The organism is Pontibacter akesuensis (genome assembly GCF_001611675.1).
In the GTDB taxonomy this organism is placed as follows: domain Bacteria; phylum Bacteroidota; class Bacteroidia; order Cytophagales; family Hymenobacteraceae; genus Pontibacter; species Pontibacter akesuensis.
The window spans coordinates 1,233,382-1,251,370 of sequence record NZ_CP014766.1 but is presented as its reverse complement, the minus strand read 5'-3'; the positions used below and the strand labels follow the sequence as shown (position 1 = coordinate 1,251,370).

Below are 17,989 nucleotides of genomic sequence, written 5' to 3'. Positions count from 1 at the left end.
TTACTGCGCCAGAAGCTTCCTGAAAAAAGGCTCCAGCTCCTTTGCCATAACGGCATGGTCTTCCACGCTAGGGTGTCCGGTGCAGCCGTTTGCCTGCATCGGCTGAAAAAAGTATAAAGCCACGGGTTTGTCTGAAGGATAGCGCCTGTCGATCGTTTCTTTCACTCTTTTCAGGCTGTTTTCAAGGGTGGCGCCGTTTTGGCCATGCACCATGGGGCTGCTGAGGAGGGCAATCTGAGCCTGTGGGTAGTTGGCTTTTACCTGCTGCACAAATTCGATGTAGTTGTTCACAAACCGTGTGCTGTCAAATGGCAGGCGTTCTTTTATGCCGTCGCCCAGACTGAAATCATTGGTACCCAGTGCAATGCTGACAAGCTGTGGGGTAACTTTGTCGAAGTTCCATCTATGGGGCGTATCCTTCTGGAAATCCAGCTTCTCGTACACCTGGGGCATGGTGGGGCCGTCGCTGTTCCAGTTGCGGTAAACGCCAATGCCGCTCACACTGTTCAGCACAAAGTCCGCTCCTAGTGCCCTGGCTACCCGAGGGCCGTAGGCCATGTAGGCATTGTGCTGGTCGTGGTACTCGGCCGTGTTGCAAGGCACCTCCGACGGATCAGCGGCAGCGCCACTGGTGATACTGTTGCCGATAAACTCAATAAGCGGGACATCCGGTTTCTGAACAACCGAAACATTTTCCCCAACTACTTTCTCTATTCGGATGGGGCCGGTGTGTGCCTCTGTCGCTTTGTAGATCCAGACCGTGTGTTTGCCAGCCGTTGGTGCTTTTACCAGAACAGGTGCTGTGGCGTTGGGGGCGATTTTCACCCTTTTCTGATATTTTCCGTCCAGTTCGTACTGCAGGTAGCCATGTGTTCCGCCATCAGGAACGGAGGCAAATACCTGGCTTTCAGTTCCCTCAAACGTGTAGCCGAAATGTGCGGCAGAGGTGATCAGCTCCAGTTGCTGCGCATCGTTTACCATCGTTCGGCCATAGGGTTTTAGCGTCGTTGCCGGTAATACGCTGTTTTCTGCAGCATCACTTTTCAGAGAGCTACAGCCAAAGCAAAAGAAGCCAAGCACTGCAAGAAGGAGTGTATTTCTAAGTTTCATAACAAATGAAGTAGAGGTTATGCAAGAATAAAACATTCCGGTGTCTTCGCCTAAAAGCAGCCACGAAATGAAGACCGAAAAAGGATAGTGGCATTTTGGATATGTGCTACTAGCATGATGTAATAAACCCGGATGTAAGTTTAAAGTGCTAACAAGGCACTATCAACCATAAGCTGGCGCTGTGGTCTCTACTTACGGAAGATTTTTGTGATGCTTCTGGCAATGAGCAATGTGGCTACACTTCCGATAGCCACTATTTTTACGATGGCCTGCGGGTCCCGGATGGTGCGGAAGCGGGTTTCTCCATGCTTTATCTCAATGTAGCCTACGGGCATAATGGCCGCACCACCGCCGCCTCCGGAGCCTTCTTCGTTTGCCTTAAAGCCGGCACCGCCGCCAAAGCCATACATTGCTTTGGAAACAGGAATCACCGTGACTCCATCCCGCTCTACTGGTTCCCCATAGATTGTAGAGCTGTTAACTGTCGAGCCGAGCTTTTCGGCGAGCCGTTCTACGAAACTTGGCTGCAAAGCGCTGCCGGAGCTGTTTTTGGTTTCCATAGGTACAGGTATAAAATACAATAGCAATACGTGCAGGTGAATGTACGATTGCCCCCTGCTGAAGTTCTTTCCACGGCAGGAGCAGCACCAGACGTTGCTTCGCGGAGAGTCAATTCAGAATTGAACTTCTTTAAACTTAAAGTTGGAAGAGAAGTACAGGATGCTCCCAAGTATACTCGGTAAGGTTATGCGGAAAAGGAAAAATATATTTATACTATTTAAATAATAATTGTGGTATAAATGTGTAAGTGTGGGAACTATGACGTATAAGGCTATGAACTTAGGCACATTACATTTCAAACTTAAACAATGGCGCTTCATGAATCCTAAAACAATTTACTTACAACCGATCAGGTACACCCTTTCGTGGCTGCTACTAAGTATAGCGATGGTGCTGGCCGCCTCCTGTGGAAAAGAGGCTACTCCCACGGCATCAGACACGGCGACGGCTGCTGCTGCTACAACTGCTTCGGGCACAGAAGCCACCGCTAACATCCAGGTGCCCGTTGAGTACTACACTCTGGATAATGGTTTGAAGGTAGTGCTATCTCCTGATCGTACGGCTCCGATTGCAACAGTGGCGGTATACTATAACATCGGTTTCCGGATTGAGCCGAAAGATAGAACCGGGTTTGCCCATTTGTTTGAGCACATGATGTTTCAGGGGTCCGACAACCTAGGCAAAATGGAGTTTATACAGCTCGTGCAGAAGAATGGGGGAATACTTAACGGGAGCACCCGCTTCGATTACACGAACTACTTCCAGATTGTGCCGGCCCATAAGCTGGAAACCATGCTGTGGGCAGAAGCCGACCGGATGCGGGGGCTCAACATTACTCAGGAAAACCTGACCAACCAGCAGGGTGTGGTGAAGAACGAGGTAAAAGTGAACGTGCTAAACCAACCATACGGCGGCTTTCCATGGCTCGACATGCCACAGTATGCCAACAAGAACTGGCATAACGCACACAATTTCTATGGCGACCTGGAAGACCTGGATGCTGCCACGTTGGAGGATGTGCGCTCCTTCTTCAATACCTACTATGCCCCCAACAACGCGGTGGTGGTGGTAGTCGGAGACTTTGAGATTCCGGCCGCCAAGGAGTGGATAAAGCAGTACTTCGGCGATATCAAGTCAGCAGACGTGCCGCCGATACCTGACCTTTCGGAGCCGCGCCAGGAAGAGGAGCAGCGCTTCACGAAAGATGATAAACTGGCAAACCGCCCAGCACTTGCATTTTCTTACCACATGCCGGAGCGCAATACGCCGGAGTACTATGCTATGGGCTTACTCGACCAGATACTGCTGCAGGGCAACAACAGCCGCTTGTATCAGGCGCTGGTGCAGGACAAGGGCTATACGGGTTCTGTGGGTGGTGGCATCAACGCAGACCTTGGCAACATGTTCAACTACCACGGGCCCATGCTCTGGACAGGCAGCCTGATTCACGACAAAAGTGTGCCAGCCGACTCTATTGTAGCGGTGCTGGACCAGGAGATTCAGCGGCTGCAGCGGGAAGGAGTTTCTCAGGAACTGCTGGACCAGGCCATGGTGAAAATGCGCTCTTCGCTTTACGACCAGATGAGCGGGCTTTACGGTTTTGGCAAGGCAGACCTGCTGGCTTCCTTTGCGCTTTTTGATGACAACCCCTCCCGCATTAACGAACTGGAAGCGGAGTTCAGGAAAGTAACGCCGGCCCTGATGCAGAAAACAATACAGGAATACTTGCGGCCAACCAACAGGACCGTTTTAATCATAAACCCACAGGCACAGATATAACGCTATCGTCTCATGAAAAAACTACTTTCTTTTACAATAGGCCTGCTAGTGGTTATGGGTGCCACCACTGCCACAGCACAGAAACAGACGCCTCCGGAAGGTGGCACACCGGCAAACTTTAAGTTGCCGCCTAAACAGGAATTTAACCTGCCTAACGGGTTGGAGGCGACGCTGGTTCCTTTTGGCGAGATTCCGAAAGTTACGGTAAGTATGGTGGTGGAGGCAGGCAACGTGCACGAAGGGCAGAACCAGAATGGTCTGGCAGACATTGTGGGCAAACTTATGGAGGAGGGCACCGCCACCCGCAACGGCAAACAAATAGCGGATGAGGTTGCCCGTATGGGAGGGTCACTCAACGTGAGTGTCGGCCCGAATCAAACCACCCTTTATGGTTCTGTGCTTTCTGAGTTCGGCCCTGAGTTGGTCATGCTGATGAGCGATGTATTGCAGCATCCGTCTTTCCCAGAGTCTGAGCTGGCGCGTATCAAAAACGATTTTAAGCGGCAGATGAACCTCGCCCGTTCACAACCGGGCACCCAGGCCCAGGAAGCATTCAGGAGTCAGCTGTATCCCAACCACCCCTACGGCCGCGTAATGCCCACTGACAAGGAAATCGATAGCTTTACCCTGGAGGATGTGCGCAGGTTTTATGAAGAACAATTCGGAGCCAAGCGCACAAACGTGTATGTGGCAGGTAAGTTTGATGCAGGTAAGACGAAGCAAGCCATCACCTCCGCTTTCAGCGACTGGAAGGAGGGGCCTGCCCCGCATATTGCAGTCGCAAAGCCTGTTGCCAAATCAACCATGCAGGTGATAGACAGGCCGGGGGCGCCACAGTCCACCATCGTGTTTGGGTTGCCGGTGGTGGACCCATCGCACCCGGATTACATGGCCCTGCGCATTACGAACGCGCTGCTGGGCGGCTCCTTCGGCTCCCGGATTACGCGCAACATCCGGGAGGATAAAGGCTATACCTACTCTCCCTCAAGCTACATTTCTTCCCGCTACCGGGTGGGGGAATGGGCGCAGACGGCCGATGTAACAACAGAGCATACCGGTAATTCGCTGCGTGAGATTGTGTATGAAATAAACAGGTTGCGGAAAGAGCCTCCGACAGAAGAGGAACTGCAAGGAATAAAGAATTACGCTGCGGGTCTGTTCGTGCTGCAGAACTCTACTCCGGGGGGCATTATCGGGCAGCTTAGCTTCCTGGACTTGCACGACCTGCCGGACACATACCTTACCAAACAGGTAGAAGCCATACATGCCATTACGCCGCAGGAGGTGCAAGCCACAGCAGAAAAGTACATCCGACCTGGTGAGATGACCTTGGTAGTGGTTGGTGATAAAAAGCAGATCGACAAACAGCTACAGCAGTTCCAGGCTAATCTGAAGAAGAAACCTGCCGCGCAGTAAAGCAGCATTCCAAAATTTAAGGGCTGCCTCTTTTAGAAAGGGGGCAGCTTTTTTTGTAGCTACCATACTTACAGGCACAAGTATGGCCGTTGTGCAGGGGCAGGTGTTAAACTTATCTGTGCATGCACGGTTTATTTGTGGTAGATTTCCTGCTTCATTTACTAGGCTTAAATTACAGTATGCACTGGCTTAGTATCCATCAAACCCACTTATAGTTTATTACCAGTACCCTCTTTACAACATGCATGTCAAAATCTAAGAAACTTAAGAACGTAACGCTGGGGCACGTTTTTAAAACAATTATATGGCCCCGTAAGAAATATCTTTCTGTTGGCCTTGGGTTAATCATAATCAGTCGTTTAGCGGGATTGATTTTGCCGGGCGCCAGCAAGTACCTGATCGATGATGTAATACCGAACAACGACTTCATCATGCTAAAATGGCTGATTGTGGCTGTGGTGGCAGCCATCGTGGTGCAGTCCGTTACCTCGTTTGCGCTTACGCAGATATTAAGTGTGGAAGCACAGCACCTCATTTCCCAACTGCGGGCAAAGGTGCAGCGGCATATTATTCAGCTGCCAATCCGCTTTTTCGACAACACAAAAACAGGTGAGCTTGTTTCCCGCATCATGACGGATGTGGAAGGGGTACGAAACCTGGTAGGCACTGGCTTTGCCCAGATGATCGGTGGGGTGCTTACCTCGCTTATCTGCCTGGTGCTCCTGATTTACATCAGTCCGCTGATGACCTTATTCGTGCTGATTCCAGTGGCCATTTTCGGGATTATTTCGCTCAAGGCCTTTGGAAAGATTCGGCCAATCTTCAGGGATCGCGGGGTGATAAATGCTCAGGTAACCGGCAGGCTTACAGAAACGCTGGGCGGGGTGCGCGTAATCAAAGGGTTTAATGCGGAAGCGCAGGAGATCAGGATATTTGAACATGGCGTGAACCGGCTTTTCCTGAACGTAAAGCAAAGCTTAGTCACCACCAGCTTGGTAACCAGTGCGGCAACCCTGCTGCTGGGTATTGCATCGGCGGGCATTATGGGGATTGGCGGTTACCAAATCATGAACAACGACCTGACCTACGGCGACTTCGTGGCCTATACGCTTTTCCTCGGCTTCCTGATTGCACCAATCGTGCAGATGAGCAACATCGGCAGCCAGTTTACTGAAGCCTTTGCCGGCCTCGACCGCACCGAGGAAATCCTGAACATGCCCCTTGAGGACGAAGGTGGCCACAGAACCCTGAAGCTGGATCACATTCACGGCGACGTTGTTTTCGATAACGTAGCCTTCGCCTACGAGGAAGGAAAGGAAGTAGTGAAATCAGTCAGCTTCAAGGCCCCTGCTGGCTCGGTAACGGCACTGGTTGGCACCTCGGGCTCAGGGAAAACCACCATCGCCGGCCTGGCGGCTTCCTTCCTGAACCCGGACAGTGGCACGATTACGGTGGATGGGCACGACCTGCAAAAAATAAACCTGCAAAGCTACAGGAGTCAGCTGGGTGTGGTGCTGCAGGATGATTTTCTGTTTGAGGGCACTATACGGGAAAATATCCTTTTCCCGCGCCCCAATGCCACCGAAGACCAACTGATGCAGGCGGTCCAGGCTGCCCACGTGCAGGAATTTACCGACCGGTTTGAGGATGGTCTTGACACGCTGATAGGGGAGCGAGGCGTGAAGCTTTCGGGCGGGCAAAGGCAGCGTATAGCCATTGCCCGGGCCGTGCTGGCTGATCCGCGCATCCTGATTCTGGACGAAGCCACCTCCAACTTGGACACGGAGAGCGAAAGCCTGATACAAGCCAGTCTCAAAACCCTGATGCAAGGCCGCACCACCTTTGTAATCGCCCACCGCCTCAGCACCATCCGCCAGGCCGATCAGATACTGGTGATAGAGCAAGGCAACATTGTGGAGCAAGGCAGGCATGAGGAGTTGCTGGAGAAGAAGGGAAGATATTACCAGCTGTATACTTACCAGGCGAGGATTTAGAATTCAAAGCTTAATGCGTACTTGTGGCACGTACCGCTGTTCATGCTGGAGGAGGCAAAGTAGCGTCGAGGAAGAATGGCGTGAACTGGAGGTTCGCGCTAGCAGGGCAACGTTAAAAAATAGAATAACCGGTCAGCGTCGTGAGCCTTTCCAGGGCTGCCATGCCCCGAGCAGAGTTTCCCTTAGGATTGAGTGGTGGGCTCCATACGGCTACGGCGTAATGGTTGGGGTGAACGGCTACAATCCCACCTCCAACACCACTTTTCCCCGGTAAGCCAACTTCAAAACTAAACTCGCCCGCTTCATCGTAAAACCCGCAGGTAAGCATGAGCGCGTTGATGCGTTTTACTTGTTTCCCTGTGAGTAATTGCCGGTCTGTGTCCAGTAGGTTGCCTTTGTTAGCAAACACGATAAAAGCCTGCGAAAGCTCTTTGCATGACATGGTGATGGAACACTGGTGAAAATAAAAATCCAAAACCTCCTCTACATCATTCTTAATGTTTCCGAAAGACTTCAAATAATTAGCCATGGCAAAATTTCGGTACCCTTCCGACCTTTCAGAGGCGGCCACTGTTTCGTCGTACGATATGGTACTGTTGCCCGTCAATTCGTGCATGAAAGAGAGGAAGGCAGCTTTGGGGTTGCTGAAACAGGAAACCAGTACATCTGCTACCACAAGCGCTCCGGCATTGATAAAAGGGTTTCGGGGTATGCCGCCATTGTCTTCCAGCAGAGAAAGTGAATTGAAACGGGCTCCTGAAGGTTCCACCCCAACCCGCTTCCATAGATCAGAATCTATTATTTTCATGGCAAGTGCCAGGGAAAAAACCTTGGAAATACTTTGGATAGAAAAGCGTTCCTCACTGTTCCCGAAGCAGTAGTTTTCCCCTTCCAGGTTGTAGAGGTGCATTCCGAACTTCTCGGGCGAAACCTTGGCAAGCTCAGGTATATAGGCGGCTACTTTCCCGGAAACTTCTGCTTGAGAAAGTTCTTGCTGAATCTGATTCAGTATCTTTTGATAATCTGTTGTGCCTACCTTCATTTTGTACTTGGAAAGGTGATTTTGCTGCTTTAAAGCTCCGGGCATTTTTACTCCTTTCAATAAAATAGTGTTTTGCTTAACCGTTCTCAATGCAGCGGACTTCGAACTGGCAACTGTTTCTGAGTACACTTCACCAGGAACGGGCTATGACTTTTTTCGTCAGCAGAAATACTTCAGGGAGAAAAACAGGCATACTTCCCTTTGTGCCTGAGGAAGGCTACAAGCAAGGTCAGGCAAGACCTTCATCTTCTTTTCCAAGAATGTAAGCGTAAGGGCTTAACTGTGGGATCTGATCAAAAACAACTTTGAGGCTGGCAAACAAAGGCACGAACAGGATCATACCCGGAATGCCCCACAGCAGGTTGCCAAATAAGATGACCAGAATCGTGGCCATGGGGTTGAGTTTTACCCTGGAGCCGGTGATGTAGGGCGTTAGCAGGTTGGCTTCGAGTAGCTGGGTAACCATGAAAAACGCTAGCACCAGCACCGGATACCACATAGAATCTTTGGTGAGGAAAGCGAATGCAATGGGAAAGGCAATCCCCAGGAAAGATCCGAAGTAGGGGATGATGCGTAGCAGCGCCGTAATCATTGCAAAGAGTAAGGCATGCTCAATGCCTATTGCCCAAAATCCCAATGCGTAGGCCACACCCAAAATAAAAATGACTGTAAAGGTGCCCTTCAGGTAGTCGTGGATGATGCGGGAGATACGGGCAAGCAGCACCTTCGATTCTTTTGTGCTGTCAAACACATGTAATCTAACCAGGAAGTTCTGTATCTTTTGCTGGTAGAGCAGGAAGAAGAAGGTATAGGTGAGCACGATGAAGATGAACAGCAGAATGGTAAATCCCTGCACCAGTAAATCTCTTACACTTTTAAACACAGCCTTGGCAATATCCGGCTTTTTCTCTTCCAGAATTTCCTCCTGCTCATATGCCGTCAAGTCAGTGGTCTCGTAAAGCAGCCATTGCAGCCTGGCCGTCTTTTTTTCTATTCTTTCCTCCAGCCGGGGCAGGTCCGCCTCCAGGCTTTTAGTCTGGTAATATACCAGGGTGCCTATGGCAGTGATTACGCTTAAGAGCAGCAGAATGGAAATCAGGGCAGCTATGGGTCTTTTAATGCGCCGCCGCTGCAGCCTTAATACCACCGGAAACAGCAGCATAGCAAAGAAAGCGGCAATGGCCACCGGTACAAGAAACGACTTGCCCAGATACAGAAGAATGGCTACCAGGAAAATGGTCAGCAGGCTTTTGTTAATACGGGTATGGTTGATCTGTTTTACGTTCATACTTGAAGACGAATAAACGCAAAAGCAGTGATGTTGTTCCTCCCATAAGAGACAGCAGCGATTCTGACGTGGCTTAGTTCTTCTTTTCTAAAGTGTAATAGGAGTGCTGCAGTAAACCAGCCGTAAGGTTGTGGTTATGGCTTCTGTCTTTTTGCCACACATTTGCTCTTTGGAGGTGGTACCTGAGTGCAAGGTGGGAGCGGCATAAAATTCATACGCCGTTGCCAGGACTAGCTGGCAACGGCGTATGGTGTAAGGAACTATAGGTTCTTAATCTGCTTAGTCGCAATGGCCTGGGCCAACTCTTCCTTCGTTGTAATCGGCCAGTATACCCGCCCATCTGATCAGGTCTGCTCTGCTTGCAGCACCATAAGGGTTAGCAGGCGTAGCAGTTGAGAAATAAGCCTCTGCGCTGTTAAAAGCCGCTGTTACCTCAGGCGTTGACGAAGCATTTACCATGTTCAATTTAGCCGCAATAAACTGATGTGCTAAAATGTAGTAAGCGTTTCCTCCTTTAGGGGCTGTGTTCAGCACTTGCAGGTAGGTGCTTCCGCTCTGGTAGAATTGGTCATCATGCATTCCGTTCCAGGCTGCATCAGCCTTTTTGCCAGTAGCGTGGTTTTTCCAGTAGCCCTGAGTGTAAGTACAGCCATATTCCTGAGGCGGACGGCAGAACACGATGTTGTCCACGGCTCCGGAACCAGTAGAAGCGCCAGTTACGTCAGGACCAAGGTGAACAACCATTCTTGCTACACCTGCAGTATTGCCAAGGTCTACGATTTGCTTGCCGTTGCTTTCGCTTATTTGGACGGGTACCACACTTAGCAGGTTTCCGTTTGCGCCAAAGAGCTCTATCTTGGACGCACCCTCATAACTGTCAACATCGAGCACGGTAATGGAGCTCATGGTCACTGTTCCCATAGATGAGAAATCAAAGCTTATCATGCCGCCGCTGTTATTGTCGTAAGGCTTGTTCGCTTCGTCAAAACGGTTAATGATCATCATGTCACCCAGGTCACTATCATTAGCATAAGCGCTACCTCTCGCTCCGCCAGCTCCAACGCCGCCTCCGCCAAAGTCCTGGTGCGGCGTTAAAATATCCACAACCTGCATATCGTGTAGATGCTGCGACCAATCCTGGCTGGAATCAAATATGTTCGCAACATTCAGGTTTGTGCGGTAGGAGCCGCTCGCTGTTCTCTGATAGGCATGCACCATGATCTGTTCTGACCCCGGGCTGCTCATAACGGCTGTTACAAAGCCGTTTGTCCCGGTTACCACATGGTCAAACGTAACCATTTCGCATCCTGGCTCAAGTATGGCTGCCTGTGCTCTATTAATTTTTTCGAAATCCGCCATTTCCTCATTGTCCGGGGTACAACCATACAATAAAGCGATACAGGCAGCTGCCGTACATGTTTTAAATAACCGTGTTCTCATAATGTTTAGTGTTAAGCTTCAGGAATTGCTTTAAAAATCAATGTTAAAATTTATGAGTTGATTATTTGTAAACAAATATTAAATATGATTATATGGTTAGCGGTTGCTAATCCATGTTCAATGTGCCGTGAAAGAGGGTGTAAAAAATTGTTGTTTTAAGCGTGTAGGTACATCCCTGCTGTAATCAGTTTGGGATTGGGTAAAGCAAGCAGCTACCGTTAGCAGGGAAAGGGGGTGAGGTTCTCTAAAGCCTGCTGTTTGCAAGTGCTTTCAGGTATGCACCCTGTACTTGCAAGGCGGCTGTTGGCTACGTATAAAGAGCAAGATGAAAGATACTTATTATGGTGCACAAGCCTACAAAAGTGGAGTTAGCGGCAGCCGTTGGTCGTACGGTGCCTGACGTGATTGCCCCGAACCTAAAGGTGCTGTTCTGTGGCATCAACCCAAGCGTGTACACGGCGGTAGTTACGTATAATTTTGCGCGGCCCGGCAACCGCTTCTGGCCCACCTTGTTTGCCGCTGGGTTCACTCCCAGGCTGTTCAAGCCCGAAGAGCAACAGGAGTTGTTGCCGTTGGGGTTCGGCATTACGAATGTGGTAGACCGGGCCACCGTAGCCGCCGCCGACCTAAGTATAGCGGAGCTGAGAAAGGGAGGAAAGCAACTGGTGGAGAAGGTGCACAAGTATAATCCGCAGGTATTGGCCTTGCTGGGCATCTCGGTGTACCAAGCTGCTTTCGGACAGAAGGGGAGCGGGGTGGGCCTGCAGAACCTGATGATCGGAAATACGCAAGTATGGGTACTGCCAAACCCCAGTGGCCTCAACGCCCATTTCCCACCCAGGCGCCTAGCCGAAGTATACCGGGAGCTGCAGAACTATGTAGGTTAAAAAGGTTTACTGCTTACGAATGAGCTGCATTGTTGCTTACTGCTATCCCTTAAATGGCACCATCTCCTCCCACAGCAAATCGAACTGCTTGCGGTAAGCCAGCATGGTTTCGCGGTCGTGGGTAATCAGGATGTTTTCGTGGTTGTAGTTGGCGGCGCTTCGGGTCCAGTTATAGCTGCCGGTAAGTATGGCCCCGTTATCGAGTATTGCAAACTTGTGGTGCATGTGGTTGTGCGATATATCCACCCGAATGTCCAGTCCGGCTGCGGCTAAACTTTTGATATCGGAGCCTGTGTCATACAGTTTCTCATTATCGGTAATGATCTTCACCTTCACGCCCCTTCGGTGCGCTTGCTCAATAGCGCTGGAGATGCGGTCGTCGCTGATGGTGAACACGCAGATCTTCAGCGAATGGGCTGCTGTGTTTATACTTTCAAGTATGGCATGGAGGCAATCGTCTCCGGGGCTGAAGTAGGCGCTGTTGGGTGGTGTTGCCAAGGTAGTATGAATATGGTGTGGTGATTTACTTTTCCAGTTGCTGCACCCGCAGGTTCAGTTGCTGCACGGTTTCTTCCAAGAGGGCCAGGCGCTCCTCCAGCGGCAGGGGCTGTGAAAGCAGTTGACTGTACACACCCTGCACTTCCCATACTTCGCTGAGCTGGGTGAATGGCAAAGTATAAGCCGCCGTACCTGCCTGGTCTGCTTTCACTAATAGTTTTTCATCCTGTACAGCCAAAAGCCGCCGGAGGAGCACTTCCTGCTTTGTAACCAGCACATATACCTGCCCTTGTTGCAGTGCCGGGAGCTCTGTTAAGTCAAGGGCTGCAGCGATGGCTATACTTGCTGGTGGCAGCGTTGGTGCCATATCGTGGGCTGCCACCGCAAAGGCGCGGGTGGTGCGGTTACCTGCCGGTGCCAGGTGCAGCAGCGGGAGTTGGTCCAGGTACTCCTGCTCGCTGTGCTGTTGGGCATACTTGGCGGCATCTGTCGCTTTTACAAGGGCTATGCTGTCGGGTGGCGCGGTTGGAGTAGGAGCTTCTGCTACTTTTATGAGAACATCCCCTTTTTTATAATTCTGCTTGAAGATGTCGAATTTGTAGAGCTCGTTGATGGTGAGTTCCTTGGTGAGCAAGGCATCAACAGAGACGCCAAAATGCTTCGCTATCTGCACCAAAGTATCAATTTTAGGCTCTGAACGCCCTTCTTCGTAGGCGCCAACGCTCGGGCGGGCAAGGTTGAACAGCTGCGCGAAGGCAGCCTGGCTCAGGTTCTTAACCGTGCGGATCTTCTTTATATTTTTCCCGATATATGACATAATAAAAAATAACCTTGCTAATATTTTGAGCGTATTCTATTTTGTAGTATAATTACATCATCGAATTGAGCAATAATACGCGTTGTTAGTTGGTGATGTTCTATAAATATGAGCAACAGGAGCAAGTTAAAAATATTTTACCCTATATAGGCCCTCTACTATAAGTTTATTAATTTACGGTTCCATTACCCAGCTAAAGTATAAACCACCCTTTATACTTCCTTATATCAGTTGTCTGCGAGGCTCAACCCCAAAAGACACTCCATCGCCACTTTATCTTATCCCGGTGCCCCGGCGCCGGACAAAACTATGCAACTGGTGTGTAAGATCCTGCATTTGGCGGTGCCATGTGCCTGTCTGTTGTCTTGTGTCTACTATATTATATCTACTACATGGAAAACAACTACTTTAACAAAGTGAAGGGCTACCTGCTCGAACTCGACTTCCAGATCACTTACGAAGATGACACGGAGTGCGTGTTCGTGGTGGAAAAGGAAAGCCTTGGGGTAAAGAACCTCGTGATTGGTTGCGCTGAGCCGCTGCTGATTATGGAGCAGTATATCCTGGAACTGCCCGAACAGGCCTCTGCCGATATCTACCGCAGCCTGCTGCAGAAAAACAGAGACATTATACACGGCGCTTTTGTGCTCGACGAAACGGGCCGCAAGGTGATTTTCCGGGATACGCTGCAGATCGAGATGCTGGACCTCTGCGAGATTGAGGCCACCTTTAACTCGCTGGCGCTATTGCTGAGTGAGTACTCTGACCAGTTAATTCAATTTTCAAAAGATAAAACAGAATACAGCTATGAACATATTTAAGCGCATTTTCAAGATAGGGCAGGCCGAGGCGCATGCCGCTGTAGACCAGCTGGAAAACCCGATCAGGCTAACTGAGCAGGGCATCCGGGACATGAAGGAAGACCTGGAGAAGAGCCTGCGCGCCCTGGCCGAGGTGAAAGCCATGGCCATACGTGCCCGCAACGATGCCGAGCAGTACCAGGAGAAGTCTAAAGACTACGAAAACAAAGCGGTGCAACTGCTGCAGCGCGCCCACAAAGGCGATTTACCGGCCACAGAGGCAGACCGCCTGGCAGGCGAGGCGCTGCTAAAGAAAGAAGAGAATCAGAAGCTGGCGGTGCAGGCGAAGGATGACCAGGAGAAGTTCGAGAAATCAGTGACCCAGCTGGATGGAAACGTGAAGAACCTGCGCGGCACCATCAGCAAGTGGGAAAATGAGCTGAAGACGTTGAAAAGCAGGGTAACGGTGAGCAACGCAACCAAAACCATCAACAAACAACTGGCCCAGATCGATTCTTCGAGCACAGTAACGCTGTTGGAACGCATGAAGGAGAAGGTGGCTGTGGAGGAAGCACTGGCCGAGTCTTACGGTGAGATCGCCAACGAGAGCCGCTCCATCGACCAGGAAATCGAGAAGGCCCTGCAAAACAGCGACCAGCGCAAAGCATCCGACGATGTGGCCGCACTAAAGGCAAAGCTTGGTCTGACCCAGGCACAGGCGCCAGCTCAGGAATAAGCGTGTACTACGCTTTATACATTTAAACGAAAGGAGGAATCATGTTGCTGTTTTTAGGAGGCTTAGGTGGAGTAGAATTCTTAATCTTACTTATTCCCCTTGCCCTGTGGCTTTGGGCATTGATCGATGTGCTGCGGAGTGATTTTAAATCCGGTACTGACAAGCTGGTTTGGGTGGTCGCGATCATTTTTGTGCCGTTGCTGGGCGCTCTTCTTTACCTGCTTTTTGGCCGCTCCCAAAAGGTGAAGCATGGCGTGTAGCCACTCGGTTTATCTTTAACCTTTGTCGATAACCTATGACAGAACTTTTACAAGCGGCTTTTTCATCCGTCAACATCATTCCAACGGCCTTCCTGGTGTTTGTGCTGCTCTACTGGGTGGCGGTGATTTTCGGTTTGCTGGACCTGGACTTCTTCAACGTGGAGATCGAGGCTGACCTAGCGTTGGATTCGGGGGTAGATGCCGACGGCGTATCGGCAGTGTCGTGGCTGAACCATGCCCTTGCTTTCTTTAACCTGGGCCGGATTCCGCTCATGCTGTTCCTGACCTTTGTGGCGCTGCCTTTCTGGGTGATTTCCATACTTGCCAACTATTACCTGCTGGGCAATGTGGCGCTGCTGGGTTGGCTGCTGCTGCTCCCGATGTTTATACTCAGCCTGTTTGTCTCCAAAATTCTGACCACCCCTTTTGTGCACCTGTATGCCGTGCTCGAGAAGGAGCACCCATCCAGCGTCACGATTATCGGGCAGGTGTGCACGGTTATACTTCCTACTTCCACCACGGAGCTCGGGCAGGCCAGCGTTCCTACTTCCGGCGCTCCGCTCTTACTCAACGTCAAAAGCACCCGGGGCAGCCGCCTCAGCAAAGGGCAGACGGCCCTGGTGATCGACTACAATGCTGAAAACAAATTTTACCTTATAGAACCTTACGAAACCATTTAACATGATTGCACAATTATCCTTGACTATCGTCGTGATTCTGGCGGTAGTGGTGATCGGCCTGATTGCCCTCGTCATCAAAATGTACCAGAAAGCCATTCAGGGCGAAGCCCTGGTGCGCACTGGCCTGGGCGATACTAAAGTATCTTTCTCCGGTATTTTCGTGGTGCCCGTAATTCACAAACTGGAGGTGATGGACATCACCCTGAAAACCATCGTGATTGCCCGGACCGGCTCCGAGGGATTGATCTGCAAAGACAACCTGCGCGCCGATATCAAGGTGAACTTCTTTTTGCGCGTGAACAAAACACCGGAGGATGTGGTGCAGGTGGCACAGGCGATTGGCTGTAAGCGCGCCTCTGACCATGCGGCGCTGGAAGGCCTGTTTGATGCCAAATTCTCGGAGGCGCTGAAGACAGTCGGCAAGCATTTCGAGTTTGTAGATCTGTACCAGGCCCGCGACGAGTTCAAGCGCCAGATTCTGCAAACGATCGGCACCGACCTGAACGGGTATGTGCTGGACGACTGTGCCATTGACTACCTGGAGCAGACGCCGCTCTCGAACCTGAACGAAAACAACATCTTGGATGCGGAAGGCATCAAGAAGATCATCGACCTGACGGCAAGACAGAAAATCCAATCGAACCTGATTGAGCGCGAGAAGGAGAAGACAATTAAAAAGCAAAACGTAGAAGCGCAGGAAACCATACTTGAGCTCGAGAAGCAGCTGGCTGAAAACGAGGAGAAGCAGAAGCGCGAGATCGCCAACATCAAGTCGAGGGAGTTTTCTGAAATGGAGAAAGTGCGCCACGAAGAGCGCCTGAAGTCAGAGAAGGCACGCATTGCCACCGATGAGGAAGTACAGATTTCCGAGCAGAACCGCGACCGCCAGATCCTGGTGGCAGAGCGCAGCAAGCAACGCACCGACGCCATCGAAACCGAGCGTGTGGAGCAGGCGCGTATGCTGGAGGTCAACGAGCGCGAGCGCATCGTGGCACTCGCCCAAATTGAGAAAGAGAAAGCCATCGAAGAAGAGCGCAAGAACATCCAGGGCATTATCCGGGAGCGTGTAACCGTGGAGAAAGCCGTGGTGGAGGAAGAAGAGAAGATCAAAGACACCAAGGCCATTGCCGAGGCTGATCGCCAGAAAGCGGTTGCCATTAAGAATGCGGAGCGCGAGGCAGAGGAGTCGCTGGTGAAAGAGATAAAGAGTGCCGAAGCAGGCCGCCAGGCAGCGGAATTCCGTGCCAAGCAAACGCTGATTGATGCGGAGGCCGAGCAGGCATCTGCCAACAACAGAGCGCAGGCTATTAAGGTGATGGCTGAAGCCGAAGCCACACAGGCTGCTGCCATCGGCTTGTCCGAGGCCCAGGTGATGGAGGCGAAAGCGCAGGCAAGGCAGAAAGAAGGCGAAGCAGAGGCGATGGTGATCATTGCCAAAGCCAAAGCACAAGCCGAAGCCGACGAGCAGGTAGGCATGGTAGCCGCCAAAATAGCCAAGGAAAAAGGATTGGCCGATGCCAGCGTGGTGGAGAATCTGGCCGCAGCGGAAGAGAAGCGCGGACTGGCCGAGGCACGCGTAATCGGCGAGAAGTTTACGGTGGATGCCAAAGGCATAGAAGCGAAAGCCGATGCTATGCGCAAACTGGATGGCGTGGGCAAGGATCACGAGGAGTTCAAGCTGCGCCTCGACAAAGAGAAGTCGATCGAGCTGGCGCAAATCAACATCCAGAAAGACATCGCCGCATCGCAGGCCGAGGTAATATCCGAAGCCCTGAAAGCTGCGAAGATCGATATTGTGGGTGGCGAAACGATGTTCTTCGACCAGATCATCGGCTCTATCTCCAAGGGCAAGTCGGTAGACAGGCTGGTGAGCAACAGCCGGGTGCTGGAGACGGTAAAAGACACCTTCTTCCAGCCAGACAGCAACGGCCACGTGGACTTCAAGACAAACCTGCAGCGCTTCATTAACCAGTTCGGCATGACCTCAGATGATGTACGCAATCTAAGCGTATCAGCCCTGCTACTGAAGATGATGCAGAACAGTGCTGATGACGAAAGCACGCTCAGCACCCTAAAGCAGCTTACCAGCGCCGCAACCGCCATGGGCATCGCTGATAAGCCTTATATCTCATTGAATTAAGTTAGCTGTTTGTAGGCGTAGAGGCACAGAGTTTCGTGCCTCTACCTTATAAATTCCTACAGTAAGAATTGTCCCCTTGAGGGGACCGTAGGGGTGTTTACATCAGTTGGTTTTGACACTGGGAGGTATGAATTCAAAGAATAGCAGTATCCCATACAGAAAGGACCTGAAAGAGAAAGCTAGAGAACTCAGAAAGAACAGCACTCTTACAGAAGTCCTACTGTGGCAGGAAATCAAGGAAGGGAAGATGCATGATGTACAATTTCACCGTCAGGTGCCAATGCTGAATTTTATAGTTGATTTTTATTGCCACGAATTGAGATTAGCCATCGAGGTAGATGGTAACAGCCATGAGCACAAAGTAAGCTATGATGACAAACGCCAATTTGAACTGGAGCAGTACGGGCTAAGCTTTCTGCGCTTTGATGATTTAGAAGTGAAGAAAGACATACAAAATGTTCTGCGCACAATAGAGTACAGGATACTGGAGAGACAGGAACATGAATTATAGATGTAAGATTCACTGATGTAAACGCCCCTG

17 protein-coding genes are annotated in these 17,989 nt (G+C 50.8%); 10 read left to right on the top strand and 7 right to left on the bottom strand.

Going from position 1 to position 17,989, the window contains the following annotated elements:
• Positions 1–1,110 carry an SGNH/GDSL hydrolase family protein gene (locus tag A0W33_RS05165; RefSeq protein WP_172798092.1) on the bottom strand — a complete coding sequence of 370 codons (1,110 nt, stop codon included), beginning with the start codon at positions 1,108–1,110 and terminating at the stop codon, positions 1–3.
• Between the two features lie 188 nt (positions 1,111–1,298).
• On the bottom strand, positions 1,299–1,670 hold the full coding sequence (locus tag A0W33_RS05160) for a spore germination protein GerW family protein (RefSeq protein ID WP_068837173.1): 372 nt from the start codon (positions 1,668–1,670) through the stop codon (positions 1,299–1,301).
• Positions 1,671–1,989: 319 nt separating this feature from the next.
• Here A0W33_RS05160 and A0W33_RS05155 point away from each other — a divergent pair, with 319 nt between their 5' ends.
• From A0W33_RS05155 to A0W33_RS05145, 3 genes are all read left to right on the top strand, one after another.
• Positions 1,990–3,450 carry a M16 family metallopeptidase gene (locus A0W33_RS05155; protein WP_229802224.1) on the top strand — a complete coding sequence of 487 codons (1,461 nt, stop codon included), beginning with the start codon at positions 1,990–1,992 and terminating at the stop codon, positions 3,448–3,450.
• A 12-nt stretch (positions 3,451–3,462) separates the two neighbouring features.
• A complete protein-coding gene (locus A0W33_RS05150) occupies positions 3,463–4,866 on the top strand; it encodes a M16 family metallopeptidase (protein WP_068837171.1) in 1,404 nt (467 codons plus the stop codon).
• 245 nt (positions 4,867–5,111) lie between these two features.
• Positions 5,112–6,860 carry an ABC transporter ATP-binding protein gene (locus tag A0W33_RS05145; RefSeq protein WP_068837170.1) on the top strand — a complete coding sequence of 583 codons (1,749 nt, stop codon included), beginning with the start codon at positions 5,112–5,114 and terminating at the stop codon, positions 6,858–6,860.
• Between the two features lie 112 nt (positions 6,861–6,972).
• Here A0W33_RS05145 and A0W33_RS05140 read toward each other — a convergent pair whose 3' ends face one another.
• The 3 genes from A0W33_RS05140 to A0W33_RS05130 form a co-directional block, all read right to left on the bottom strand.
• Complete coding sequence (locus A0W33_RS05140) at positions 6,973–7,962, bottom strand: glutaminase (protein WP_308428486.1); 990 nt, start codon at positions 7,960–7,962, stop codon at positions 6,973–6,975.
• 169 nt (positions 7,963–8,131) lie between these two features.
• The gene (locus A0W33_RS05135) at positions 8,132–9,190 is read right to left on the bottom strand and encodes an AI-2E family transporter (protein ID WP_068837169.1); all 1,059 of its coding nucleotides are present in this window, start codon (positions 9,188–9,190) and stop codon (positions 8,132–8,134) included.
• A gap of 279 nt (positions 9,191–9,469) precedes the next feature.
• Positions 9,470–10,630: a hypothetical protein gene (locus A0W33_RS05130; protein ID WP_139237209.1), complete on the bottom strand. Its 1,161-nt coding sequence runs from the start codon at positions 10,628–10,630 to the stop codon at positions 9,470–9,472.
• Positions 10,631–10,971: 341 nt separating this feature from the next.
• Between A0W33_RS05130 and mug the strand changes: the two genes are divergently transcribed.
• Positions 10,972–11,517 carry a G/U mismatch-specific DNA glycosylase gene (gene mug, locus A0W33_RS05125; RefSeq protein WP_068837167.1) on the top strand — a complete coding sequence of 182 codons (546 nt, stop codon included), beginning with the start codon at positions 10,972–10,974 and terminating at the stop codon, positions 11,515–11,517.
• 42 nt (positions 11,518–11,559) lie between these two features.
• On the opposite strand, the gene A0W33_RS05120 is transcribed toward mug, so the two are convergent.
• Both A0W33_RS05120 and A0W33_RS05115 read right to left on the bottom strand, forming a co-directional pair.
• Positions 11,560–12,015, bottom strand: coding sequence for a phospholipase D-like domain-containing protein (locus tag A0W33_RS05120; RefSeq protein WP_068837166.1), 456 nt, complete (start codon positions 12,013–12,015; stop codon positions 11,560–11,562).
• 25 nt (positions 12,016–12,040) lie between these two features.
• Positions 12,041–12,832, bottom strand: a complete 792-nt coding sequence (locus A0W33_RS05115; protein ID WP_068837165.1) for a helix-turn-helix domain-containing protein — start codon at positions 12,830–12,832, stop codon at positions 12,041–12,043.
• 392 nt (positions 12,833–13,224) lie between these two features.
• On the opposite strand from A0W33_RS05115, the gene A0W33_RS05110 reads away from it, so the two are divergent.
• The 6 genes from A0W33_RS05110 to A0W33_RS05085 all read left to right on the top strand — a co-directional run bounded on the left by A0W33_RS05110 (position 13,225) and on the right by A0W33_RS05085 (position 17,959).
• Positions 13,225–13,653: a YbjN domain-containing protein gene (locus A0W33_RS05110; RefSeq protein WP_068837164.1), complete on the top strand. Its 429-nt coding sequence runs from the start codon at positions 13,225–13,227 to the stop codon at positions 13,651–13,653.
• Positions 13,640–14,368 (top strand): PspA/IM30 family protein, encoded by a 729-nt coding sequence (locus tag A0W33_RS05105; RefSeq protein ID WP_068837163.1) that lies wholly within the window; start codon positions 13,640–13,642, stop codon positions 14,366–14,368. The genes A0W33_RS05110 and A0W33_RS05105 overlap by 14 nt, the downstream gene beginning before the upstream one ends.
• A gap of 41 nt (positions 14,369–14,409) precedes the next feature.
• The gene (locus tag A0W33_RS05100) at positions 14,410–14,628 is read left to right on the top strand and encodes a PLDc N-terminal domain-containing protein (protein ID WP_068837162.1); all 219 of its coding nucleotides are present in this window, start codon (positions 14,410–14,412) and stop codon (positions 14,626–14,628) included.
• A gap of 35 nt (positions 14,629–14,663) precedes the next feature.
• Positions 14,664–15,308 (top strand): OB-fold-containig protein, encoded by a 645-nt coding sequence (locus A0W33_RS05095; RefSeq protein WP_068837161.1) that lies wholly within the window; start codon positions 14,664–14,666, stop codon positions 15,306–15,308.
• A gap of 1 nt (position 15,309) precedes the next feature.
• Entirely contained in the window at positions 15,310–17,448 is a 2,139-nt protein-coding gene (locus tag A0W33_RS05090; RefSeq protein WP_068837160.1) for a flotillin family protein, read from the top strand.
• A gap of 127 nt (positions 17,449–17,575) precedes the next feature.
• On the top strand, positions 17,576–17,959 hold the full coding sequence (locus tag A0W33_RS05085; protein WP_068837159.1) for an endonuclease domain-containing protein: 384 nt from the start codon (positions 17,576–17,578) through the stop codon (positions 17,957–17,959).
• Positions 17,960–17,989: the final 30 nt, after the last annotated feature.